Here is a 20,207-nt window from a genome sequence, read left to right as displayed (position 1 = left end):
GGGGTGCCGGACGGCGACGCAGTGCTACCGGATGGTACAGCGGCGGCCCGAACTGCTGAGGATTTGCGCAACCTGGGGCTGCGAGGCACCGCGATGATAGGAAAAACGCTGCATATGTCCATCGGTGCAGCACCTAGGAAGTGGGCCAATGTCGGTCTGGCGACACATTGGCACAGGCCTTGCGGTCTGTGGCACCACCCTGTCCGCTGAACACATGAAGGAGACAACAGCGATGAAGACCCTGGCCCGCCGCCCGATCCACGCCCTGTCCTCGACCCTGAAGCTCGCGCCGCGCGCCGCCGCGCTCGCGTTCGCGCTGGCCGCCGGTGCCGCGCTCGCCCATGGCGACGTCACGCCGCAGGCCGTGGACACGCGCGAGTTGCCGCCGCTCGGCGCGGACTGGAAGTCCGAGAACCCCTTCCGCAACAACGAGAAGGCGGTGCGCGTCGGCAACTCGGCCTACACGCAGAACTGCGCGCGCTGCCACGGCATCGACGCCGTCTCCGGCGGCATCGCCCCCGACCTGCGCAAGCTCGACAACGAGTGCGCGAGCCTGAAGGACGCGCGCAGGAAGGCCGCCTGCGTGAAGGAGGTCGACGACTTCTTCGCCAGCACCGTCCGCAAGGGCCGCACCCGCAACGGCGCGGTCTACATGCCGCCCTTCGAGGGCATGCTCAACCAGGAGGCGGTATGGGCCATCAAGTCCTACCTGGAGACGCGGCGCGAGAAGCCGCTGTGAGCCCGGCGCGGAGTCAGCCATGAGCGATCGACCGCTGAACCGCCGCCGCGTGCTGCAGGGCCTCGGTGCCCTGGCGCTCGGCGCGCTCGCCGCCCCGCATGCCGCCGCCAAAGAGCTCTCCGCGCTGGAGCGCGTGCGCCAGCGCGGCAGCCTCCTCGTCGGCGTCTACAACGACATGCCGCCCTTTCACGTCGCCGGCAAGGGCATCGACGTGGAGTTCGCCCGCGCGCTCGCCGCCTCGATCGGCGTGGGCGCCTCGCTGCTGCCCTTCAACGCCGGCGAGAACATGGACGACGACCTGCGCAACATGGTCTGGCGCGGCCACTACCTTGGCTGGGGACCCGCCGACGTGCTGCTGCACGTGCCGGTGGATCGCCCCTTGATCCAGAACAATCCGAAGGTCTCGATCTTCGCGCCGTACTACCGCGAGCGCCTGGCGATCGCGCGCGACCTGCGGCAGGTGCCGCAACTCGAGTCGATGGCCTCGCTCAAGGGGCAGAAGATCGCGGTTCCGGGCCTGTCGCTGGCCGGCTGGCTGCTGATCGGCGCCGACGGCGGCGCCTGGCGCGAGCAGCTCGTCACGCGCATGGCCGACGGCACCGAGGCGGCGCGCGCGCTGCTGCGCGGCGAGGTCGGCGCGGCCGCCGGGCTGGCGTCGGAGCTCGAGTCGCAGATCGGCCGCGACGAGCGCTACGCGATCGAGCCGTTGCCGCTGCCGCGCGCGCGCGACGGCTGGCCCGTCGGCCTGGCCGTCAAGCGCGAGGCCGACGACCTCGCCAAGGCGCTGCAGGAGGCCGTCAACGGCCTGCAGCAGTCCGGAAAACTGGGCGAGATCTTCGCCGCGGGCAACGTGAGCTGGCGGCGCCCCTGAGGCTGTGCCCCTGCTGTCCCCCGTCTGCTCCAGCCGTGCTCCAGTCTGGAGCGGTGATGGAGCAGCGGGGGGAGTTTCTTCAGGGTTTCGCCTAGGTATCGGCGGCAGGGCGCTTTTTCGAAGATATGAACGCCCCTGCATACCTCGTCGGAGTCCGCGCGCGATGGCCGTGCGACCGGTCTCCAGCCGCGTAGGCGCCGGTCCCCACCGTCCTCCCGAGACGCTGCGAGCGCAGCGCACCGCCCGATCTGATCGAGAAGGAACACAGACAAATGCAAAAGGTTCTGCACATCAACCCGGACAAGTGCACCGGCTGCCTGCAGTGCGAGATGGCCTGCAGCTACGAGAACTACGAGGTCTACGCGCCGAGCAAGTCGCGCATCAAGGTCTTCGACTTCCACCACACCGGCCGCAAGGTGCCCTACACCTGCACGCAGTGCGACGAGGCCTGGTGCCTGCACGCCTGCCCGGTCGAGGCCATCACGGTCAACGCGCTCACTGGCGCCAAGGTCGTCAACGAGACCACCTGCGTGGGCTGCAAGGTCTGCACGATCTCCTGCCCCTTCGGCACGATCAACTACGTGCAGGAGACCGGCAAGGTGCAGAAGTGCGACCTGTGCGGCGGGGATCCTGCCTGCGCCACCGCCTGCCCGACGGGTGCCATCACCTACATCGACGCCAACTGGACCGGCCTGGACCGCATGAAGCAGTGGGCCGACAAGCTGGGCAACCAGCCCGCCGCGGCCTGAAGCGCGCCGCCACCTAGACCGAATCCCTGAGGAGAAGAGCAATGTCCTGGGCTGGAAAGATCCTGCGCGTGAACCTCGCCACCGGCGAGATCAAGAACGAACCCCTCAACATGGAATGGGCGCGCGCCTACCTCGGCTCGCGCGGCCTCGCGACCAAGTACCTCACGAGCGAGATCGACCCGAAGGTCGATCCGCTGTCGCCCGACAACAAGCTGATCTGGGCCACCGGCCCGCTGACCGGCACGATGGCCTCGACCGGCGGGCGCTACACCGTCGTCACCAAGGGCCCGCTCACCGGCGCCATCGCCTGCTCCAACTCCGGCGGCTACTGGGGCTCGGAGCTGAAGTTCGCCGGCTGGGACATGGTGATCTTCGAGGGCCGCAGCGACCGCCCGGTCTACCTCTCGATCGAGGACGACAAGGTCGAGCTGCGCGACGCCTCGCACCTGTGGGGCAAGTCGGTCTGGGAAACCGAGGAAACGATCAAGAAGCAGCACCAGGACCCGCTGGTGCGCGTGTCGTGCATCGGCCTCGCGGGCGAGAACCAGGTGCTGTTCTCCGCGGTCGTCAACGACCTGCACCGTGCCGCGGGCCGCTCGGGCGTCGGTGCCGTGATGGGCAGCAAGAACCTCAAGGCGATCGCCGTGCGCGGCACCAAGGGCGTGGGCAACATCGCCAACCCCAAGGAGTTCATGCGCGTCACCTTCGAGAAGAAGAAGATCCTCGCTGACAACGCCGTCACCGGCCAGGGCCTGCCGACCTACGGCACCCAGGTGCTGATGAACGTCATCAACGAGATGGGCGCCTCGCCGACGCGCAACCACCGCGACGTGCAGTTCGAGGGCGCCAAGGACGTCTCGGCGGAAGCCATGGCCACGCCGCGCAAGAGCGACGGCAAGCCCCAGCTCGTCACCAACCAGGCCTGCTTCGGCTGCACGATCGCCTGCGGGCGCATCAGCAAGATCGACCAGACCCACTTCTCGGTCGAGAACAAGCCGAAGTACTGGGGCGCCACCGGCGGCCTCGAGTACGAGGCGGCCTGGGCGCTCGGCAACGCCAACGGCGTCAACGACCTGGAGGCGCTGCAGTACTGCAACACGCTGTGCAACGAGCAGGGGATGGACCCGATCTCCTTCGGCGCGACCATCGGCGCGGTGATGGAGCTCTACGAGATCGGCGCGCTGACCAAGGAGCAGATCGGCATCGAGGCGCCCTTCGGCTCGGCCGAGGCGCTGGTCAGGCTCACCGAGATGACGGCCGCGGGCGAGGGCTTCGGCAAGGAGATCGGCCAGGGCTCCAAGCGCCTGTGCGAGAAGTACGGCCACCCCGAGCTGTCGATGAGCGTCAAGGGCCAGGAGTTCCCGGCCTACGACAGCCGCGGCATCCAGGGCATGGGCCTGACCTACGCGACCTCCAACCGCGGCGCCTGCCACCTGCGCAGCTACACCGTGGCCTCGGAAGTGCTCGGCATCCCGGTCAAGACCGACCCGCTCACCGCCGAGGGCAAGCCGGAACTCGTGATGGCCTTCCAGGATGCGACCGCGGCCTTCGACTCCGCCGGCATCTGCATCTTCACGAGCTTCGCCTGGGGCCTGTCGGACGTGCAGCCGCAGGTCGCCGCTGCCTGCGGCGAGGAGTTCACGCTCGAGAAGCTCAACGAGATCGGCGAGCGCGTCTGGAACATGGAGCGGGACTTCAACAACCGCGCCGGCTTCACCGCCGCCGACGACACGCTGCCGCCGCGGCTGCTGACCGAGCCGGCCAAGACCGGCCCCGCCAAGGGCCTGGTCAACAAGCTGCCCGAGATGCTGCCGAAGTACTACGAGATCCGCGGCTGGGACGCCGAGGGCCGCCTCAAGCCCGAGACGCGCGAGCGCCTGGGCCTGTGAGGCCGCGGGGCCGGGACGCCGAGAGGGCCCGGCCCCTTCCTCCGATCCCCACGAAGGCGGTTCACGGACCGCCTTTTTCGTTGCAAGGAATGCGAACATGACCAGACACGTCATCCTCGGCGCCGGCCCGGCCGGCGTCATCGCGGCCGAGACCCTGCGCAAGCAGGCGCCTCACGACGAGATCATCATCATCGGCGACGAGCCCGAGCCGCCGTACTCGCGCATGGCCATCCCCTACCTGCTCATCGGCAAGGTCGGCGAGGAGGGCACCTACCTGCGCCACGACCCGCACCATTTCAACCGGCTGCGCATCGAGCTGCGCCGCCAGCGCGCGCTGAAGGTGGACGTCGCCAACCGCGAGCTGATGCTCGACGACGACACCCGGCTCGGCTTCGACACGCTGCTGATCGCCACCGGCTCCAAGCCGGCGAGCCCGCCGGTGCCCGGCATCCACCTGCCCGGCGTGCACACCTGCTGGACGCTCGACGACGCGCGCCACATCGCCCGCCTGGCGCAGCCGGGCGCGCGCGTGCTGCAGATGGGCGCCGGCTTCATCGGCTGCATCATCATGGAAGCGCTCGCGTTGCGCGGCGTGCACCTGACGGTGGTCGAGATGGGCGACCGGATGGTGCCGCGCATGATGGGGCCGACCGCCGGCGGCATGATCAAGGAATGGGTGGAGAAGAAGGGCGTGCAGGTCTACACCGGCACCCGCGTCGAGGCGATCGAGGAGGCCCCGCCGCCGCCGGCGCCGTCCGCAGGCCTCTTCGATGTGATCGCCGGCTTCTTCGGCGGCGGCGCGCCCAAGGCCGTGGCCGCAGACGCGCCTGCGGGCCCGGCGCTGCGCGTGCGCCTGTCCAACGGCGAGACGCTCGAGGCCGACCTCGTCATCAGCGCCACCGGCGTGAAGCCCAACATCGCCTTCCTCGAGGACTCCGGCATCCGCTGCCTGCAGGGCGTGCTGACCGACGAGCACATGCAGACCACGGTGCCCGGCATCTATGCCGCCGGCGACTGCGCCGAGGCCTTCGACAAGGTCAGCGGCCGCACCATCGTCAGCGCGATCCAACCCAACGCCGCCGACCAGGCCTACGTCGCCGCGATGAACATGGCCGGGCGCCGCGCCGAGCTCAAGGGCGTGACGCAGATCAACGTGCTCGACACGCTGGGCCTGATCTCGGCGAGCTTCGGCGACTGGCAGGGCGTGGACGGAGGCGAGCATGTCGAGCTGGCCGACCGCGAGGGCTTCCGGCTGCTGAGCCTGCAGTTCGACGGCGACCGGCTCGCGGGCTGCAACAGCGTCGGCTGGACCGAGCATGTCGGCGTGATGCGCGGCCTGGTCGAGGGGCGCGTGCGGCTGGGCGAATGGAAGGAGCGCCTCGCCGCGGACCCGACGCGCCTGATGGAGGCCTACCTCGCCTGCGCGCAGGCGCAGGAACGCTGGCATCCGGCACGTTGAGCGCAGCTTTGAGATGATCTCTGCATGAAGATCACGTTCAAGCTCTACGCGACGCTCACCGACTACCTGCCGCCGGAGGTGCGCAGGAGCAACCAGATGCCGCTCGAGCTGCCCGAGGGCGCGACGATCGCCGACGTCATCGCGCCCTTCAACCTGCCGATGAAGCTGGTGCACCTGGTGCTGGTCAACGGCAGCTACGTGCCCCCCGAGGAGCGCGGCTCGCGCGCGCTGCTCGACGGCGACGTGCTCGCGATCTGGCCGCCGATCGCGGGCGGCTGAGCGCCGGCCGTCGCGCCCGCCGGCTCGCCCCGTGAGCCGGCGTGCGGGGCGAAGGCCCTGCGTGATGCAGGGTCGGCGCGGGCCGGGCACGATCCGGCCCGCTCCCGTGCTTCACCGCTCCCGAGGTCCCGTCCCGATGCATGCCCTCTCCTATCCCTCCTCCTTCCAGCGCGACATGGCCTGCACCGAGGCCGAGTTCCTCGGCTGGCTGCCGGGCGCGGTGGGCACGCACGCGATGCGGCTCGACGGCGCGCAGGCCTGCGTGCGCATCGGCGGGGGCACGCTGCACCTGCGCTGGCAGGTGTCGCCGCCGCGGCGCATCGCGCTGATCACGCTGCCGCGGCTGGTGGTGGACTTCGAGTTCGACGGCGTGGACGAGCCGCAGCGCACTGCCTTCATGCGCTACTTCGACCTCTTCATGCAGCGCGGCGGCGGCTGAGCGCCTTGCTTGCGGCGCTCAGGCGTTGCTCGTCGCGCGCACCTCGGCGAGCGTCGTGACGCCCTGCAGCACCTTCTCGATGCCGTCCTGGCGCAGCGTGCGCATGCCCTCGCGCATCGCCTGCCGCAGCAGCTCCTCCGGGCGGGCGCCGGTGTGGATCAGCTGGCGCAGCTCGCGCGACACGAGCATCAGCTCGTGCAGGCCGGCGCGGCCATTGAAGCCGAGGTGCTCGCACTTCTCGCATCCCGGGCTGTGGTGGAGCTGCAGCCGGCCGTCGCGGCCGAAGCGCTCCAGCCAGGCCTGGCGCAGCGCGGCGGCGCCGGGGCGGGTCTCCTCGTCCGGCCACGCGTGCAGCCAGTCGGCCAGCAGCTCGTCGACCTCCTCGGGCGTCGCCGCCCGCGACTGGCGGCAGTGCGCGCACAGGCGCCGCACCAGGCGCTGGGCCAGGATCGCCAGCAGCGAGTCGGCGAAGTTGAACGGGTCCACCCCCATGTCGAGCAGCCGGGTGACCGTGTCGGCAGCGCTGTTGGTGTGCAGCGTCGACAGCATCAGGTGCCCGGTGAGCGCGGCCTCGACCGCGATGTGCGCGGTCTCCTCGTCGCGGATCTCGCCGACCATGATCACGTCCGGGTCGGCGCGCAGGAAGGCACGCAGCGCCTTCGCGAAGGTCCACTCGATCCTCGGGTTGATCTGCACCTGGCGCAGCCCGGGCTGCGTGATCTCGACCGGGTCCTCGGCGGTCCAGATCTTGCGCTCCGGCCGGTTCAGGTGGCCGAGCGCCGAGTGCAGCGTGGTGGTCTTGCCCGAGCCGGTCGGGCCGACGCACAGCACCATGCCGTAGGGCCGCTCGATCGCCTCGCGAAGCCGCGCGTGGTTCTCGGGGCTCAGGCCCAGCTGATCCAGCGCGACCGGCCGCGCCGAGGACAGCAGGCGCAGCACCACGTCCTCGAGCCCGCCGTGCGTCGGCACGGTGGCCACCCGCAGCTCGAGCTTGTAGCCGGGGACGAACTTGCCGAAGCTGATCTTGCCGTCCTGCGGCTTGCGGCGCTCGGAGATGTCGAGCTCGCACATGACCTTGATGCGGGCCACCAGCGCGGTGCGGTAGTTGTAGGGCAGCTCCAGGTAGGGCTGCATCACGCCGTCGCGGCGGAAGCGCACCTTGACCTTGTCCCGTCCGGGATAGCACTCGATGTGGATGTCGGAGACGCGGCGCGAGTGCGCCTCGATGATCATGTTGTTGATCAGCCGCACGAGCGAGTTGTCGCTCTGCTCGATCTGGCGGTCCTCGTCGTCGCCAGCGCCGCCTGCGCTGTCGCGCTCGAGCGTCTCGATCAGCTTGCCGGTGTCGCTGGCCTCGAACTCGGCACCGCCGACGTCGGCGCCGAGGCGCTCGAAGTGCTCGCGGATCGCGCCGGCGAGCGCGTCGGCCTGCGCGAGCACCGGGACGACCTTGGACTGGGTGACGAATTCCAGCTCCTCGATCGCGTCGCGTCGCGACGGGTCCTCGAGCGCCACCACCAGCCGCCCGTCCTCGCGCAGCAGCAGCGGCAGCGCGTTGAGCCGCGTCGCCACCGCGTAGGGCAGCAGGCGCACTGCCTCGCTGTCGGCGGGGAAGTGCTCCGCTTCCACCATCGGGTAGCCCATCTTGTGCGCGAGGGCCGCCTGCAGGTCCTGCGGGGAGACCCGTCCCTGCTGCACCAGCAGCGCGCCGAGCGGCACGTCGCGCCGGGTCTTCTGCCGCTCCAGCGCCTCGGCGAGCGCCTCGGGCTCGATCATGCCGAGGCTCAGCAGCGCCTCGCCGAGGCGCACCACCGGCATGCGCGACTGCTGCTCCAGCGCCGTGATCAGCGCCGCCGGCGTGCGGATGCGGTGCGAGACCGGCAGACCCGCGGCGGGCGCGTCCACGACGAAGCGCTCGTAGCTGCCGACGGGCACGAAGAGCCGCGTCACGGCGCCCCCCGGGCCCGCGGGCGGGAACAGGAACAGGCCCGAGGGCGTCTCGACGTGGCCGAGCGTCTGTCCCGCGAGGGCCTCGCCCGCCTTCATCGTCACTTCGTAGCGGCTGGCCGGCAGCGGCTCGGGCGGCTCGCCGCGTGCGATCAGCGGCTCGCCCAGCGCCAGGCTGCGGAACTGCGCGAAGCGGATCGTCAAGGGGATGCGCGCCGGCGGCACCTGCACGAGCACGAGCTCGTCGGCGGGTGAGAAGCGCACCAGCCGCCCCCGCATCTGCCGGCCGTTGTGGCCCGCGATCTCGCACAGGAGCGCGCGCAGGTCGTCGTCGGCGTGGGGGCCGCCGAGCGGCGGGGCCGGCCAGTGCAGCGTCGGCGCGGCGGCTTCGGCCTCCGGCAGGGGAGGGGGGAAGGTGTCGGACATGGGGCAGGGGACTTCTTCGGCCTCGCGAGTATCTGCCAGCGGCTTTCCCCCAGCCCGGCGAACAGGCGGGTCGCACCGGCACAATTCGGCGTTTGCCTCCGTCTTGCCGTTCCTCCCCGCCCATCCGGGTGCCGCCAGCCCGGGGGCGCCCGGCTTGCTGCGGGAGGAGGTGGTGGGCATACTCGGCCGATTTCTTCTTCCCCTTGGACTTCACTGCCCTCGTTCTGGCGAGTTCCGTGCTCGCGTTGCTGCTGTCGCTCGTGCTGGGGCTGACCCTGCGCTGGGTGCCCGACAGCGACGGCGCGCGCCTGTGGGCGTTGGCCTTCGCGCCGCTGGCCGCCGGCCAGGCGCTGAAGATCGTCGAGGTCGACACCACGCTGCAGCTGGTGCTGCGCGACCCGCTCATCCTCACCGGCTTCGCGCTGCTGCTCACCGGACTGCGGCAGTACCTCGCGCTGCCGCGCCTGTGGCTGCCCTCGGTCGCGATCGTGCTCGGCAGCCTGATCGCGAACGCGCTCTTCACCGCGGTCTGGCCCTTGCCCGCGGCGCGCGAGGCGGTGCGGCTGGCCGGCATGGCGGTGCTGGGCCTGGCCTGCGTCGCGGCCCTGCGCGAGTTGCGGGAGGCGGCGCTGCGGCCGGTGCGCGACTTCCTGCAGGGCGTGTTCGGACTCATCGCGCTGCTGAGCCTGCTGCGGCTCGCGCTGCTGCCGCTGGAGCCCGGGGCGCCACTGGCGATGGCGGAAGACCTCGCCCGGCTGGTCCAGGGGCTGCTGCTGCTCGCGGCCCTGCTCGGGCTGATGCTGCTGCTGACGGCCCGCATGAACCTGATGCTCGGGCGGCTGTCGATGCACGACGCGCTCACCGGCGTGCTCAACCGGCGCGGCCTCGACGAGGCAGCGCAGACCACGCTCGCGTTCGCGCGCCGCGTCGGCCGCCCGGTCGGCCTGCTGCTGTGCGACCTGGACCGCTTCAAGGCGATCAACGACACGCACGGCCATGCGCTCGGCGACGAGGCGCTCAAGGCCTTCGCCGAGTTGCTGCGCGAGCAGTTCGACGGGGCCGACCTGATCGGGCGCATCGGCGGCGAGGAGTTCGCGCTGCTGCTGCCGGGCGCCGGCCCGCGCGAGGCGATGCTGGCGGCGGAGGCGCTGCGCCAGCGCGTCGCGGCGCAGCCGCTGCTGCTGCCGGCGGCCGGCACGCCGCTGCGGTTGACGGTGAGCATCGGCGTGCTGTCGCAGCCGGCGCAGGAGGCCTCGTGGGGCGCGATGCTCGCGCAGGCGGACGCCGCGCTCTACGAGGCCAAGGCGCGCGGGCGCGACCGCTGCGTGCTGGCGGGCGAGGACACGCCGGCGGCCGCCGGCCGGCTGCCGCCGGCGCCTGCCGGGGCGGGCTCCGCATGACGGCGGTGTCCGAGCTGCACGCCCTGGCCATCGGCTTCGCGCTGCTGATGGTCCTGTCCGCCGGCCTGATGGAGGTGCTGGCGCGCACCGTTCCCGCCGCGCCGGGGCCGCGCTGGTGGTCGCGCGCCTGCCTGCTCGCGCTCGCCGGCCTGGGGATGTCCGCCGCTGCGGCGTGGCTCGAGGGCATCGAGCTGCTCGCGCCGGCGCTGTGGCTGCTCGCGCTCGGCTGCGTCGCCGAGGGCCTGCTGCGCTTCGGCGGCCGGCAGGGCGCGCTGCGCTGGGTGGCGGGCCTGGCGCTGGCCTACCTGCTCGCCGCGCTGCTGCTGCGGATGCGGGGCGAGACGGCGGGGCAGGCGCTGTTCGCGTCCGGGCTCGTCGCGCTGCTGTGGATCGTCGTCGGCCTCGCGGCGCTGCTGCGGCCGCCCAGGGGCCAGCGCGTGATCCACGCCGGCATCGCCGCCTGCGCCGCCGCGGCGGCGCTCGGCTGGGTGCTGCATGCGCTGCTGCCCGCGAGGACCGGGCCGACATGGCGCCTCTTCACGGATGGCGTCGCCGTGATGCTGTGGCTGCAGTTCGTCGCCTGCGGGCTGCTCGTGCCGCTGCTGGTGCTGGCCGAGAGCTTCCGCGTCACCGAGCGGCTGCGGCGCGAGGCGATCCACGATCCGCTCACCGGAGCGCTCAACCGCCGCGGCTTCGAGAAGCACACCGCGCGGCTGGCCGCGCTGTCGGCGCAGCTCGGCCAGTCGCTGGCGGTGCTGATGCTCGACATCGACCACTTCAAGCAGGTCAACGACCAGCACGGCCACCAGGTCGGCGACCTCGCGCTCCAGTCGCTCGCGCGCATGGTGCAGCGCGCCAAGCGCGAGAGCGACGCCTTTGCGCGGCTCGGCGGCGAGGAGTTCTGCGTCGTGCTGCCGGGCACCGACGTCCCCGGCGCGCGCGTGTTCGCCGACCGGCTGCGGCGCAGCTTCGCCGCCTTCGAGATCGACACCGGCAGCAGCTTCCTGAGCTGCACCGTCAGCGTCGGCGTCGCCTACGCATCGGCCGACACGCTGCAGGCCGGCGGCGCCGACCTGGTCGACCTGCTGCACCAGGCCGACGAGGCGCTCTACGAGGCCAAGCGCGCCGGCCGCAACCGGGTGCGCTTCTACGCCTCGGCCGAGGTGATGTCCAGCCGCCTCGACTCGCGGCTGTTCACCTCGACGATGCCCCATCCCGAACCCTGAACCCGAGGAATCACGGAGGAAGCAGGCCATGGACATGCGCTGGGAGTTCTGGATCGACCGCGGCGGCACCTTCACCGACATCGTCGGCCGCGCCCCGGACGGCACGCTGCACACGCTCAAGCTGCTGTCGGAGAACCCGGCGCTCTACCGCGACGCGGCGGTCGAGGGCATCCGCCGCCTGCTCGGGCTGCCCGCGGGCGCGCCGGTGACGCCCGGGCGCGTCGCCGCGGTGAAGATGGGCACGACGGTGGCGACCAATGCGCTGCTCGAGCGCCGCGGCGAGCGCACCGTGCTCGTCACGACGCGGGGCCTGCGCGACGCGCTGCGCATCGCCTACCAGAACCGGCCCCGCCTGTTCGACCGCCGCATCGTGCTGCCCGAGTTGCTGCACGAGCGCGTGGTCGAGGCGCGCGAGCGTGTCGCGGCGGACGGCGAGGTGCTCGAGCCGCTCGATGAGGCGGCGCTGCACGATTCCTTGCGCGACGCGCGCGACGCCGGCATCGCGGCCTGCGCGATCGTCTTCATGCACGGCTGGCGCCACACCGCGCACGAGCGGCGCGCGGCGGAGATCGCCCGCGGGCTCGGCTTCGCGCAGGTCTCGGCCTCGCACGAGACGAGCCCGCTGATGAAGCTCGTCGCGCGCGGCGACACGACGGTGGTGGACGCGTATCTCTCGCCGATCCTGCACCGCTACGTGCGCCAGGTCGCCGACGAGATGCCCGGCGTGCCGCTGCTGTTCATGCAGTCCTCGGGCGGCCTCACCGAGGCGGGCCGCTTCCAGGGCAAGGACGCGATCCTCTCGGGCCCCGCCGGCGGCATCGTCGGCATGGTGCGCACCGCGGTCGCGGCGGGCCACGAGCGGCTGATCGGCTTCGACATGGGCGGCACCTCGACCGACGTGTCGCACTTCGCCGGCGGCGCGGCGGGCGAGTTCGAGCGCGCCTTCGAGACGCAGGTGGCCGGCGTGCGGGTGCGCGCGCCGATGATGAGCATCCACACGGTGGCCGCCGGCGGCGGCTCGATCCTCGCGTTCGACGGCGCGCGGCTGCGCGTCGGGCCCGATTCGGCCGGCGCCGACCCCGGCCCCGCCGCCTACGGGCGAGGCGGGCCGCTGGCGGTGACCGACGCCAACGTGATGCTCGGGCGCGTGCAGCCGGCCTGGTTCCCGAAGGTGTTCGGTCCCCGGGGCGACGCGCCGCTCGACCGCGACGCGGTGGTGCGGCGCTTCGAGTCGCTCGCCGCCGCAATCTCCGCGGCCGGGCGGCCGATGAGCGCCGAGCAGGCCGCGGCCGGCTTCGTGAGGATCGCGGTCGCGAACATGGCCAACGCGATCAAGCGCATCTCGGTCGCGCGCGGCCACGACGTCAGCGGCTACACGCTGCAGTGCTTCGGCGGCGCCGGCGGGCAGCATGCCTGCGCGGTGGCCGACGCGCTCGGCATGAAGCGCGTCTTCATCCATCCGCTCGCCGGCGTGCTGTCGGCCTACGGCATGGGGCTGGCCGACCGCAGCGCGATGCGCGAGGCCTCGCTGGAGCGGCTGCTCGACGCCGAGGGACTGGCGGCCGCCGGCGAGCGCCTGGACGGGCTCGCCGCCGCCGCGCAGGCCGAGCTGCGCGGCCAGGGCCTGCCGGACGACCGCATCCGCGTGCAGCGCCGCGTGCACCTGCGCTACCAGGGCACCGACACCGCGCTGGTGCTGCGCGCCGGCCCGCTCGACGCGCTGCAGGCCGGCTTCGAGGCCGCCTACCGCCAGCGCTTCGCCTTCCTGATGCCGGGGCGCCCGCTCGTGATCGAGGCGGTGTCGGTCGAGGCGGTGGGCGAGGGCGAGCGCGGCGGCATCTCGCCGGCATCGGCATCCACCCCGCCCGCGCCGCACCGGCCCCAGCCGGTCGAGACCGTCCGGATGGTCTGCGAGGACGAGGCGGGGGAGGCCGGCTGGCGCGAGGCCGCGCTGTTCGTGCGCGAGCGGCTCGCCGAGGGCGCACGCATCGACGGGCCCGCGATCATCGCCGAGCGCAACGCGACCACCGTGCTCGAGCCCGGCTGGCAGGCGCAGGTGCAGGCCGGCGGCGCGCTGCTGCTCGAGCGCGTGCAGCCGCGGCGCACAGCGCACGCGGTCGGCACCGAGGTCGACCCGGTGATGCTCGAGGTGTTCAACAACCTCTTCATGAACATCGCCGAGCAGATGGGCTTGCGGCTGCAGAACACCGCGCACTCGGTCAACATCAAGGAGCGGCTCGACTTCTCGTGCGCGCTGTTCGACGCCGAGGGGCAGCTGATCGCCAACGCGCCGCACATGCCGGTGCACCTCGGCTCGATGAGCGAGTCGATCCGCACCGTGATCGAGCGCAACCGCGGCGCGATGCGCCCGGGCAACGTCTACGCCCTCAACGACCCCTACCACGGCGGCACGCACCTGCCGGACGTGACGGTCGTGACGCCGGTGTACCTCGACGAGCGCGATGCGGCGCCGGCCTTCTACGTCGCCTCGCGCGGCCACCATGCCGACATCGGCGGCGTCACGCCGGGCTCGATGCCGCCCTTCTCGGCGACGATCGACGAGGAGGGCGTGCTGCTCGACAACTTCCTGCTGGTCGAGGGCGGCCGGGAGCCGGGCGGCGCGCCGCGGCTGCGCGAGGCCGAGCTGGCGGCGCTGCTGCAGGGCGGGCCGCATCCGGCGCGCAACCCGGCGCAGAACCTGGCCGACCTGCGCGCGCAGATCGCGGCGAATGAAAAAGGCGTGCAGGAGCTGCGCGCGATGGTCGCGCAGTACGGCCGCGAGACGGTCGCCGCCTACATGGGCCACGTGCAGGACAACGCCGAGGAGTCGGTGCGGCGCGTGATCGGCGCGCTCAAGGACGGCGAGTTCGCGCTCGAGCTCGACAACGGCGCGCGCATCGCGGTCGCGATCCGCGTCGACCGCGCCGCGCGCGCCGCGACGATCGACTTCACCGGCACGAGCGCGCAGCTGCCCAGCAACTTCAACGCGCCCCGGGCGGTGACGATGGCGGCCGTGCTCTACGTCTTCCGCACGCTGGTGGACGAGGACATCCCGCTGAACGCCGGCTGCCTCAAGCCGCTCGAGGTGATCGTGCCCGAGGGCTCGATGCTCAACCCGCGCCCGCCCGCGGCGGTGGTGGCGGGCAACGTCGAGACCTCGATGTGCGTGACCAACGCGCTCTACGGCGCGCTCGGCGTGATGGCGGCGAGCGGCTGCACGATGAGCAACTTCACCTTCGGCAACGCGCGCCACCAGTACTACGAGACGATCTCGGGCGGCTCGGGCGCCGGCGTGCTGCTCGACGCCGAGGGGCGCGTGACGGGCGGCTTCGACGGCACCAGCGTCGTGCAGACGCACATGACCAACTCGCGCCTGACCGACCCGGAGGTGCTGGAGTTCCGCTTCCCGGTGCGGCTCGAGAGCTACGAGATCCGCGCCGGCTCGGGCGGAGCCGGGCGCTGGAAGGGGGGCGACGGCGGCGTGCGCCGCGTGCGTTTCCTCGAGCCGATGACCGCGGCCATCCTCTCCAACAGCCGCCGCGTGCCGCCCTTCGGGCTGGCCGGCGGCGCGCCGGGCGCGGTCGGCGTCAACCGGGTGGAGCGGGCGGACGGCACGGTCGAGCCGCTCGGCCACATCGGCTCGGTCGAGATGCGGCCGGGCGACGTGTTCGTCGTCGAGACGCCGGGCGGCGGCGGCTGGGGCGAGCCGCCTTCGGGCGAGGCGTAAGGCAAGGCGCGGCGGCTTGCTGGCCGCCGCACCGGGGACCGGTCAGAAGTCCTTGGGCCGGAACTCGAGGATCATCACCGTCGGCACGCGGCCGTCGGTGTCGCGCGGCATCGAGCCGGTCTTCTCGACCGCGCGCACCACTGCGTCGTCCCAGCCGGTGTGGCCGCTCGGCTTGATCAGGCGCACCGCGAGGATGGTGCCGTCGGGGGCCGAGCGCACCTCGACCTCCGCCTTCGGGTTGCCGCTGACGAGGTCGGTGAAGACGACGTTGGGCTTCACGCGTGCGCGGATGCGCCCGGCGTAGCCGGCCGACGGGCCGCCCTGCGGGCCGCCGGCGCCGACCTCGCGCGCCGCGCTGGTGTTCGCGCTGCCGGCGCCGGCAGCCGCCTGGCCGAGCGCGCGCTGCAGCTGCGCCTGGCGCAGCGCCTCGGCCTGCGCCTCCTGCCTGCGCTGCTCCTCGGCCTCCTGCTTCGCCTGCTGCTCCTTGCGCGCCTGCTCGCGCTTCGCGAGCTCCTGCTTTTCCTTCTGCCGGGCCAGTTCCTCCTGGCGCTGCTTCTCCTTGGCCGCGAGCGCCTTCTTCTCGGCCTCCTCGCGCTCGCGCCGCGCCAGCTCCTCCTTCTGCTTCTTCTGCTGGCGCGCCAGCTCCTCCTCGCGTTCGCGGCGGGCGAGCTCCTCCTTCTCCTTCTTCTGCTGCGCGAGCTTCCTCTGGCGCTCGGCTTCCTCTTCCTTCTTCTGCTCGGCGAGCTTGCGCTGCCGCTCGGCCTCGAGCTCCTCGCGCTTGCGGCGTTCCTGCTCGCGCTGGCGCTCGATCGCGATGTCGGCCGGGCGCTGCGGTGCCGGCTCGACCGGGCGCGCGGCAGCGGCCGGCGGCGGGGGCACCGGCTTCGGCGGGACGGGCGGCGCAGGCGGGGGCGGGGTCTCGACCCGCGGCGGGGGAGGGGGCGGCGGTGGAGGCGGGGGGGCCGAGACGCTCGGCACGCTGGCCCACAGCTCGGCCTGCACCGCGTCGGGCTCGCTCGAGCGCAGGCTCACGTTCAGCGCGAGCGCGAGCACGATCACGCCGTGCACCAGCAGCGCGAACACGAGGCCCGCGCCCCAGCGCTCGCGCACGGGCGGGCGCAGCGGCAGGGCGGGATCGGGAGTGCGGCGCTCCATGCCTGTCGCGTCCCTCAGCCCGTGCTGCGCACCGCGAGGCCGACGCGCTTGACGCCGGCGCGCTGCAGCGTGTCCATCACGCGCACCACCGCCTCGTAGCGCACCTTCTTGTCGGCGCTGATGATGACCGGCACCTCGTCGCTGCCTTCCTGCACCGCCTGCACGCGCGACGCGAGGTCCTTGAGCGTGGCGCGCTCGCCCTCGCGGCCGTCCACGCGCACGCGCAGGCTCTCGTCGGTGCCGACCAGCACCTCGACCACGCGCTCGGGCCGGTTCTGTCCCTTGCCGACGGTCGGCACGTCGATGACGCTCGGCGTGATCATCGGCGCGCTGACCATGAAGATGATCAGCAGCACCAGCATCACGTCGATGAAGGGCACCATGTTGATCTCGCTGATGCCGCGGCGGCGCGAACCCCCGCGGGGCGTCATGGACGGCATGGCAGCCTCCCCGTCAGCGCAGGCCGCCGGCCGCGGCCTGCGGGGCCGCGGGCTGCGCCGCGACGCCGGCGTTGCGTTGCAGGATGTTGGAGAACTCCTCGACGAAGCTCTCGGTCTGCATCGCGATGCGGTCGATGTCGCGCGAGAAGCGGTTGTAGGCGATCACTGCGGGGATCGCGGCGAAGAGGCCGATCGCGGTCGCGACCAGCGCCTCGGCGATGCCGGGCGCGACGGTGGCGAGCGTCACCTGCTGCACGTTCGCGAGGCCCGTGAAGGCGTGCATGATGCCCCACACGGTGCCAAACAGGCCGATGTAGGGCGAGACCGAGCCGACCGAGCCGAGGAAGGACAGGCGCGCTTCCAGCACGTCGAGCTCGCGCTGCAGGCTCGCGCGCATCGCGCGGCGCGCGCCGTCGAGCAGCGCGCCGGGGTCGGTGATGCGGCGCTCGCGCAGCTTCAGGAACTCGCGCATGCCCGCCGCGAAGATGCGCTCCATCGGGCCGCCGCGCGCGGCGTTGCCGTTGGCGTCGTTGAAGAGCTCATTGAGGTTGCGCCCGGACCAGAACTGGCGCTCGAACTGCTCGTTGAGCCGCCGCACCTCGCCCAGGGAGCGGAACTTGGTGAAGATCACGGTCCAGCTCGCGAGCGAGCCGGCCAGCAGCAGCGCCATCACGACCTGCACGACGAAGCTCGCGTGCAGCACGAGCTGGATGATCGACATGTCCTGGTTGTTCATGCAATTTCCTGGAGGATGTCGGCCGGGATGCGTCGCGGCCGGAAAGTCGTCGCGTCCACGCAGCCGATGCGGATGTCGCCCTCGGCGAGCAGCCGGCCCTCGCGCAGGCACTGCTGCGCGATCACGAGCGAGGCGCGCCCCGCCTCGCGCACCTGCACCGTCACGTCGAGCAGGTCGTCGAGCCGCGCCGGCTGCACGTAGCGTACCGCGGTGTTCGTGACGACGAACATCGCCCCGCCCTCGGTGCGCAGCCGCTCCTGCCCGAAGCCGAGCGCGCGCAGCCACTCGGTGCGCGCGCGCTCGAAGAACTTCAGGTAGTTCGCGTAGAACACCACGCCGCCGGCGTCGGTGTCCTCCCAGTACACGCGCACCCGGTGGCGGTAGGCCGGGAGGTCGGGCGGAGCGGCAGTGGAGAGGGCGGAATCGGACATCGGGCGGGCGAAAAAACAGCCGGGATTATGGCCCCGGGATCGGGCCTTGCCCGGATTGACAGTGCCGCGGCCCGCAAGCCGGCGGCCCGGGCAGGCACTCGGTCACGCTGCGGCTCGCGGCACGGCCGGCGCGCCTCACAGCGCCTGCCGCAGCCGGTGCACCGCCTCCTCGAGCAGCTCGCGCCGCGTCGCGTAGGACAGCCGGATGTAGCGCGCGGTCTGCGCCTCGCCGAAGTCGCGGCCCGGCGTCAGCGCGACATGCGCGCGGTGCATCAGCTCGAACGCGAAGTCCCAGCTGCTCGCGGCGTGCGCCGAGCAGTCGGCCCAGGCGTAGAAGGCGCCGTCGGGCTCGACCGGCACGCTCAGGCCCAGGTCGTTCAGCGCCGGCACGAGGAAGTCGCGCCGCGCGCGGAACTCGGCGCGCCGCCGCTCGTACTCGGCCAGGCTCTCCGGCTCGAAGCAGGCCAGCGCCGCGTGCTGCGCGACGGTGGACGGGCAGATGTAGAGGTTCTGCGCCAGCCGCTCGACCGCCGGCACCAGCGCCTCGGGCAGCACCAGCCAGCCGAGCCGCCAGCCGGTCATGTTGAAGTACTTCGAGAAGCTGTTGACCGTGATGACGTCGTCGCCGCAGGCCAGCGCCGAGCGGCCGAAGCGCTCGTCGAAGGACAGGCCGAGGTAGATCTCGTCGACGATCGTGAAGCCGCCGCGCGCGCGCACCGCCTCGACGATGCGGCGCATCTCGGCCGGCTCGATCGAGGTGCCGGTCGGATTCGACGGCGACGCGAGCAGCACGCCGCGCGTCTTCTCGCCCCAGGCCGCCTCGACCGCGGCGGCGCTCAATTGAAAACGCTCGGCCGGGCCGCTCTCGAGCAGCACCGCGCGGCCCTCGGCCGCCGCGACGAAGTGGCGGTTGCAGGGGTAGCTCGGGTCCGGCATCAGCACCTCGTCGCCGGCGTCCACCAGCGCGAGGCAGGCGAGCTGCAGCGCGCCCGAGGCCCCGGCGGTGACCACGATGCGCCGCGCCGGCACGTCGATGCCGAAGCGCTGGCGGTACCAGGCGCTGATGCGCTCGCGCAGGGGCTCGAGCCCGAGCGCGGGCGTGTACTGGGTCGCGCCGTCGCGGATGCAGCGCTCGGCCGCCTGCTGCACCAGCGGCGCGGCGCCGAAGTCCGGCTCGCCGATGTTCAGGTAGATCATCGGCCGCTCGCGGCACTCGGGCGACTGCGCGAGCTCGGCGGCGGCCTTGGCGCACTCCATGACGTAGAAGGGCGCGATGCGCCCGGCGCGTGCGGCGAGCTTCATGGCGGCCCCGCGGCTCAGCGACGCGCCGCGCGTGCGGCCTCGACCTCGGCGGGCCGCAGGTCGATCGCGATCTTGTCGAGCACGCCGTTGACGTACTTGTGGCCGTCGGTGCCGCCGAAGCCCTTCGCGAGCTCGACCGCCTCGTTGATCGCCACCTTGTAGGGCACGTCCATGCAGTGTTGCAGCTCGTAGCTGCCGATCATCAGCACCGCGTGCTCGACCGGCGACAGCTCGGTGGTCTTGCGGTCCACGTGGCGCGCGAGCATCGCGTCGATGCCGGCGGCCTCGCGGATGCAGCCGTGCAGCAGCGCGTCGAAGTGGGCGGTGTCGGCCTTCGCGAACTCGGGCTCCTGCTCGCGCACATGGGCCTCGATCGCGCCGCCTTCCTCGCCGGAGATCAGCCACTGGTAGAGGCCTTGCAGCGCGAGCTCGCGCGCGCGGCGGCGCGCCGACTTCTGCGGCGTGCGCCGGGCGGACTTGGCCGCCGGGGCGGGGGTGGGGTTGTGGTCTTCGCTCATCAGGACAGATCTTCCAGCAGCAGGGCCATCTCGACGGCCACGCGGGCCGCGTCGCGGCCCTTGTCTTCGGCGCGAGCCCAGGCCTGCGCCTCGTTCTCGACGGTGAGGATCGCGTTGGCGACCGGCAGCCCGTGGTCGAGCGACACGCGGGTGACGCCCGCGCCGCTCTCGTTGGCGACGAGCTCGAAGTGGTAGGTCTCGCCGCGGATGATGCAGCCGAGCGCCACGAGCGCGTCGAAGCGCTCGCTCTCGGCCATCGCCTGCAGCGCCAGCGGCACCTCGAGCGCGCCGGGCACCTGGACATGCTGGATGTGGCGCGCGGCCACGCCGAGCTCCTTCAGCTCGCTCAGGCACGAATCGCAGAGCTGGCGGGTGATCGCGTCGTTGAAGCGAGCCTGCACGATGCCGATGCGCAGCTTGCTGCCATCGAGTCTCGCGGCCTGGCCCTGGTCGGCGCCTTGCATATGGGGTGTT

General features: G+C 72.3%; 18 protein-coding genes. 10 read left to right on the top strand and 8 right to left on the bottom strand.

The genetic code is table 11. The annotated features are described in order from the left end of the window. Positions 1-232 precede the first annotated feature (232 nt). The 7 genes from pedF (at position 233) to D3A59_RS08680 (ending at position 6,425) form a co-directional block, all read left to right on the top strand. Entirely contained in the window at positions 233-739 is a 507-nt protein-coding gene (gene pedF / locus D3A59_RS08710) for a cytochrome c-550 PedF (protein WP_119154525.1), read from the top strand. A 19-nt stretch (positions 740-758) separates the two neighbouring features. Next, complete coding sequence (locus tag D3A59_RS08705; RefSeq protein WP_119154524.1) at positions 759-1,610, top strand: substrate-binding periplasmic protein; 852 nt, start codon at positions 759-761, stop codon at positions 1,608-1,610. A gap of 272 nt (positions 1,611-1,882) precedes the next feature. Next, a complete protein-coding gene (locus D3A59_RS08700; protein WP_119154523.1) occupies positions 1,883-2,359 on the top strand; it encodes a 4Fe-4S dicluster domain-containing protein in 477 nt (158 codons plus the stop codon). A 41-nt stretch (positions 2,360-2,400) separates the two neighbouring features. Next, a complete protein-coding gene (locus D3A59_RS08695; protein WP_119154522.1) occupies positions 2,401-4,248 on the top strand; it encodes an aldehyde ferredoxin oxidoreductase family protein in 1,848 nt (615 codons plus the stop codon). Positions 4,249-4,345: 97 nt separating this feature from the next. Continuing rightward, complete coding sequence (locus tag D3A59_RS08690; RefSeq protein WP_119154521.1) at positions 4,346-5,707, top strand: NAD(P)/FAD-dependent oxidoreductase; 1,362 nt, start codon at positions 4,346-4,348, stop codon at positions 5,705-5,707. Between the two features lie 24 nt (positions 5,708-5,731). Beyond that, on the top strand, positions 5,732-5,986 hold the full coding sequence (gene thiS, locus D3A59_RS08685; protein WP_119154520.1) for a sulfur carrier protein ThiS: 255 nt from the start codon (positions 5,732-5,734) through the stop codon (positions 5,984-5,986). Positions 5,987-6,122: 136 nt separating this feature from the next. Then, positions 6,123-6,425, top strand: coding sequence for a hypothetical protein (locus D3A59_RS08680; RefSeq protein ID WP_119154519.1), 303 nt, complete (start codon positions 6,123-6,125; stop codon positions 6,423-6,425). Between the two features lie 18 nt (positions 6,426-6,443). On the opposite strand, the gene D3A59_RS08675 is transcribed toward D3A59_RS08680, so the two are convergent. After that, positions 6,444-8,798 carry a GspE/PulE family protein gene (locus D3A59_RS08675; protein ID WP_205665144.1) on the bottom strand — a complete coding sequence of 785 codons (2,355 nt, stop codon included), beginning with the start codon at positions 8,796-8,798 and terminating at the stop codon, positions 6,444-6,446. A gap of 203 nt (positions 8,799-9,001) precedes the next feature. Between D3A59_RS08675 and D3A59_RS08670 the strand changes: the two genes are divergently transcribed. Genes D3A59_RS08670 through D3A59_RS08660 form a run of 3 tightly spaced genes read left to right on the top strand, consistent with a single transcriptional unit; the run spans position 9,002 to position 15,151 of the window. Next, the gene (locus D3A59_RS08670) at positions 9,002-10,198 is read left to right on the top strand and encodes a GGDEF domain-containing protein (protein WP_157991457.1); all 1,197 of its coding nucleotides are present in this window, start codon (positions 9,002-9,004) and stop codon (positions 10,196-10,198) included. Beyond that, the gene (locus D3A59_RS08665) at positions 10,195-11,424 is read left to right on the top strand and encodes a GGDEF domain-containing protein (protein ID WP_119154517.1); all 1,230 of its coding nucleotides are present in this window, start codon (positions 10,195-10,197) and stop codon (positions 11,422-11,424) included. The genes D3A59_RS08670 and D3A59_RS08665 overlap by 4 nt, the downstream gene beginning before the upstream one ends. A 28-nt stretch (positions 11,425-11,452) precedes the next feature. Next, complete coding sequence (locus D3A59_RS08660) at positions 11,453-15,151, top strand: hydantoinase B/oxoprolinase family protein (RefSeq protein ID WP_119154516.1); 3,699 nt, start codon at positions 11,453-11,455, stop codon at positions 15,149-15,151. Positions 15,152-15,193: 42 nt separating this feature from the next. On the opposite strand, the gene tolA is transcribed toward D3A59_RS08660, so the two are convergent. The 7 genes from tolA to ribH all read right to left on the bottom strand — a co-directional run bounded on the left by tolA (position 15,194) and on the right by ribH (position 20,197). Next, a complete protein-coding gene (gene tolA / locus D3A59_RS08655) occupies positions 15,194-16,306 on the bottom strand; it encodes a cell envelope integrity protein TolA (RefSeq protein ID WP_119154515.1) in 1,113 nt (370 codons plus the stop codon). 14 nt (positions 16,307-16,320) lie between these two features. Beyond that, positions 16,321-16,746, bottom strand: coding sequence for an ExbD/TolR family protein (locus tag D3A59_RS08650; protein ID WP_119154514.1), 426 nt, complete (start codon positions 16,744-16,746; stop codon positions 16,321-16,323). 13 nt (positions 16,747-16,759) lie between these two features. Then, positions 16,760-17,482 carry a protein TolQ gene (tolQ, locus tag D3A59_RS08645; protein WP_119154513.1) on the bottom strand — a complete coding sequence of 241 codons (723 nt, stop codon included), beginning with the start codon at positions 17,480-17,482 and terminating at the stop codon, positions 16,760-16,762. Further along, complete coding sequence (ybgC, locus tag D3A59_RS08640) at positions 17,479-17,913, bottom strand: tol-pal system-associated acyl-CoA thioesterase (RefSeq protein ID WP_119154512.1); 435 nt, start codon at positions 17,911-17,913, stop codon at positions 17,479-17,481. Before ybgC ends, tolQ begins: the two co-directional genes overlap by 4 nt. A gap of 135 nt (positions 17,914-18,048) precedes the next feature. Continuing rightward, positions 18,049-19,215 carry a pyridoxal phosphate-dependent aminotransferase gene (locus tag D3A59_RS08635; RefSeq protein WP_119154511.1) on the bottom strand — a complete coding sequence of 389 codons (1,167 nt, stop codon included), beginning with the start codon at positions 19,213-19,215 and terminating at the stop codon, positions 18,049-18,051. Positions 19,216-19,229: 14 nt separating this feature from the next. Beyond that, positions 19,230-19,733: a transcription antitermination factor NusB gene (nusB, locus tag D3A59_RS08630; protein WP_119154510.1), complete on the bottom strand. Its 504-nt coding sequence runs from the start codon at positions 19,731-19,733 to the stop codon at positions 19,230-19,232. After that, positions 19,733-20,197, bottom strand: coding sequence for a 6,7-dimethyl-8-ribityllumazine synthase (gene ribH, locus D3A59_RS08625; protein ID WP_119154509.1), 465 nt, complete (start codon positions 20,195-20,197; stop codon positions 19,733-19,735). The genes nusB and ribH overlap by 1 nt, the downstream gene beginning before the upstream one ends. Positions 20,198-20,207 lie beyond the last annotated feature (10 nt).

This window comes from Caldimonas tepidiphila (assembly GCF_003569765.1).
In the GTDB taxonomy this organism is placed as follows: Bacteria; Pseudomonadota; Gammaproteobacteria; order Burkholderiales; family Burkholderiaceae_C; genus Caldimonas; species Caldimonas tepidiphila.
The sequence above is the reverse complement of the archived record's forward strand: the minus strand, read 5'-3'. Positions and strand labels throughout refer to the sequence as shown.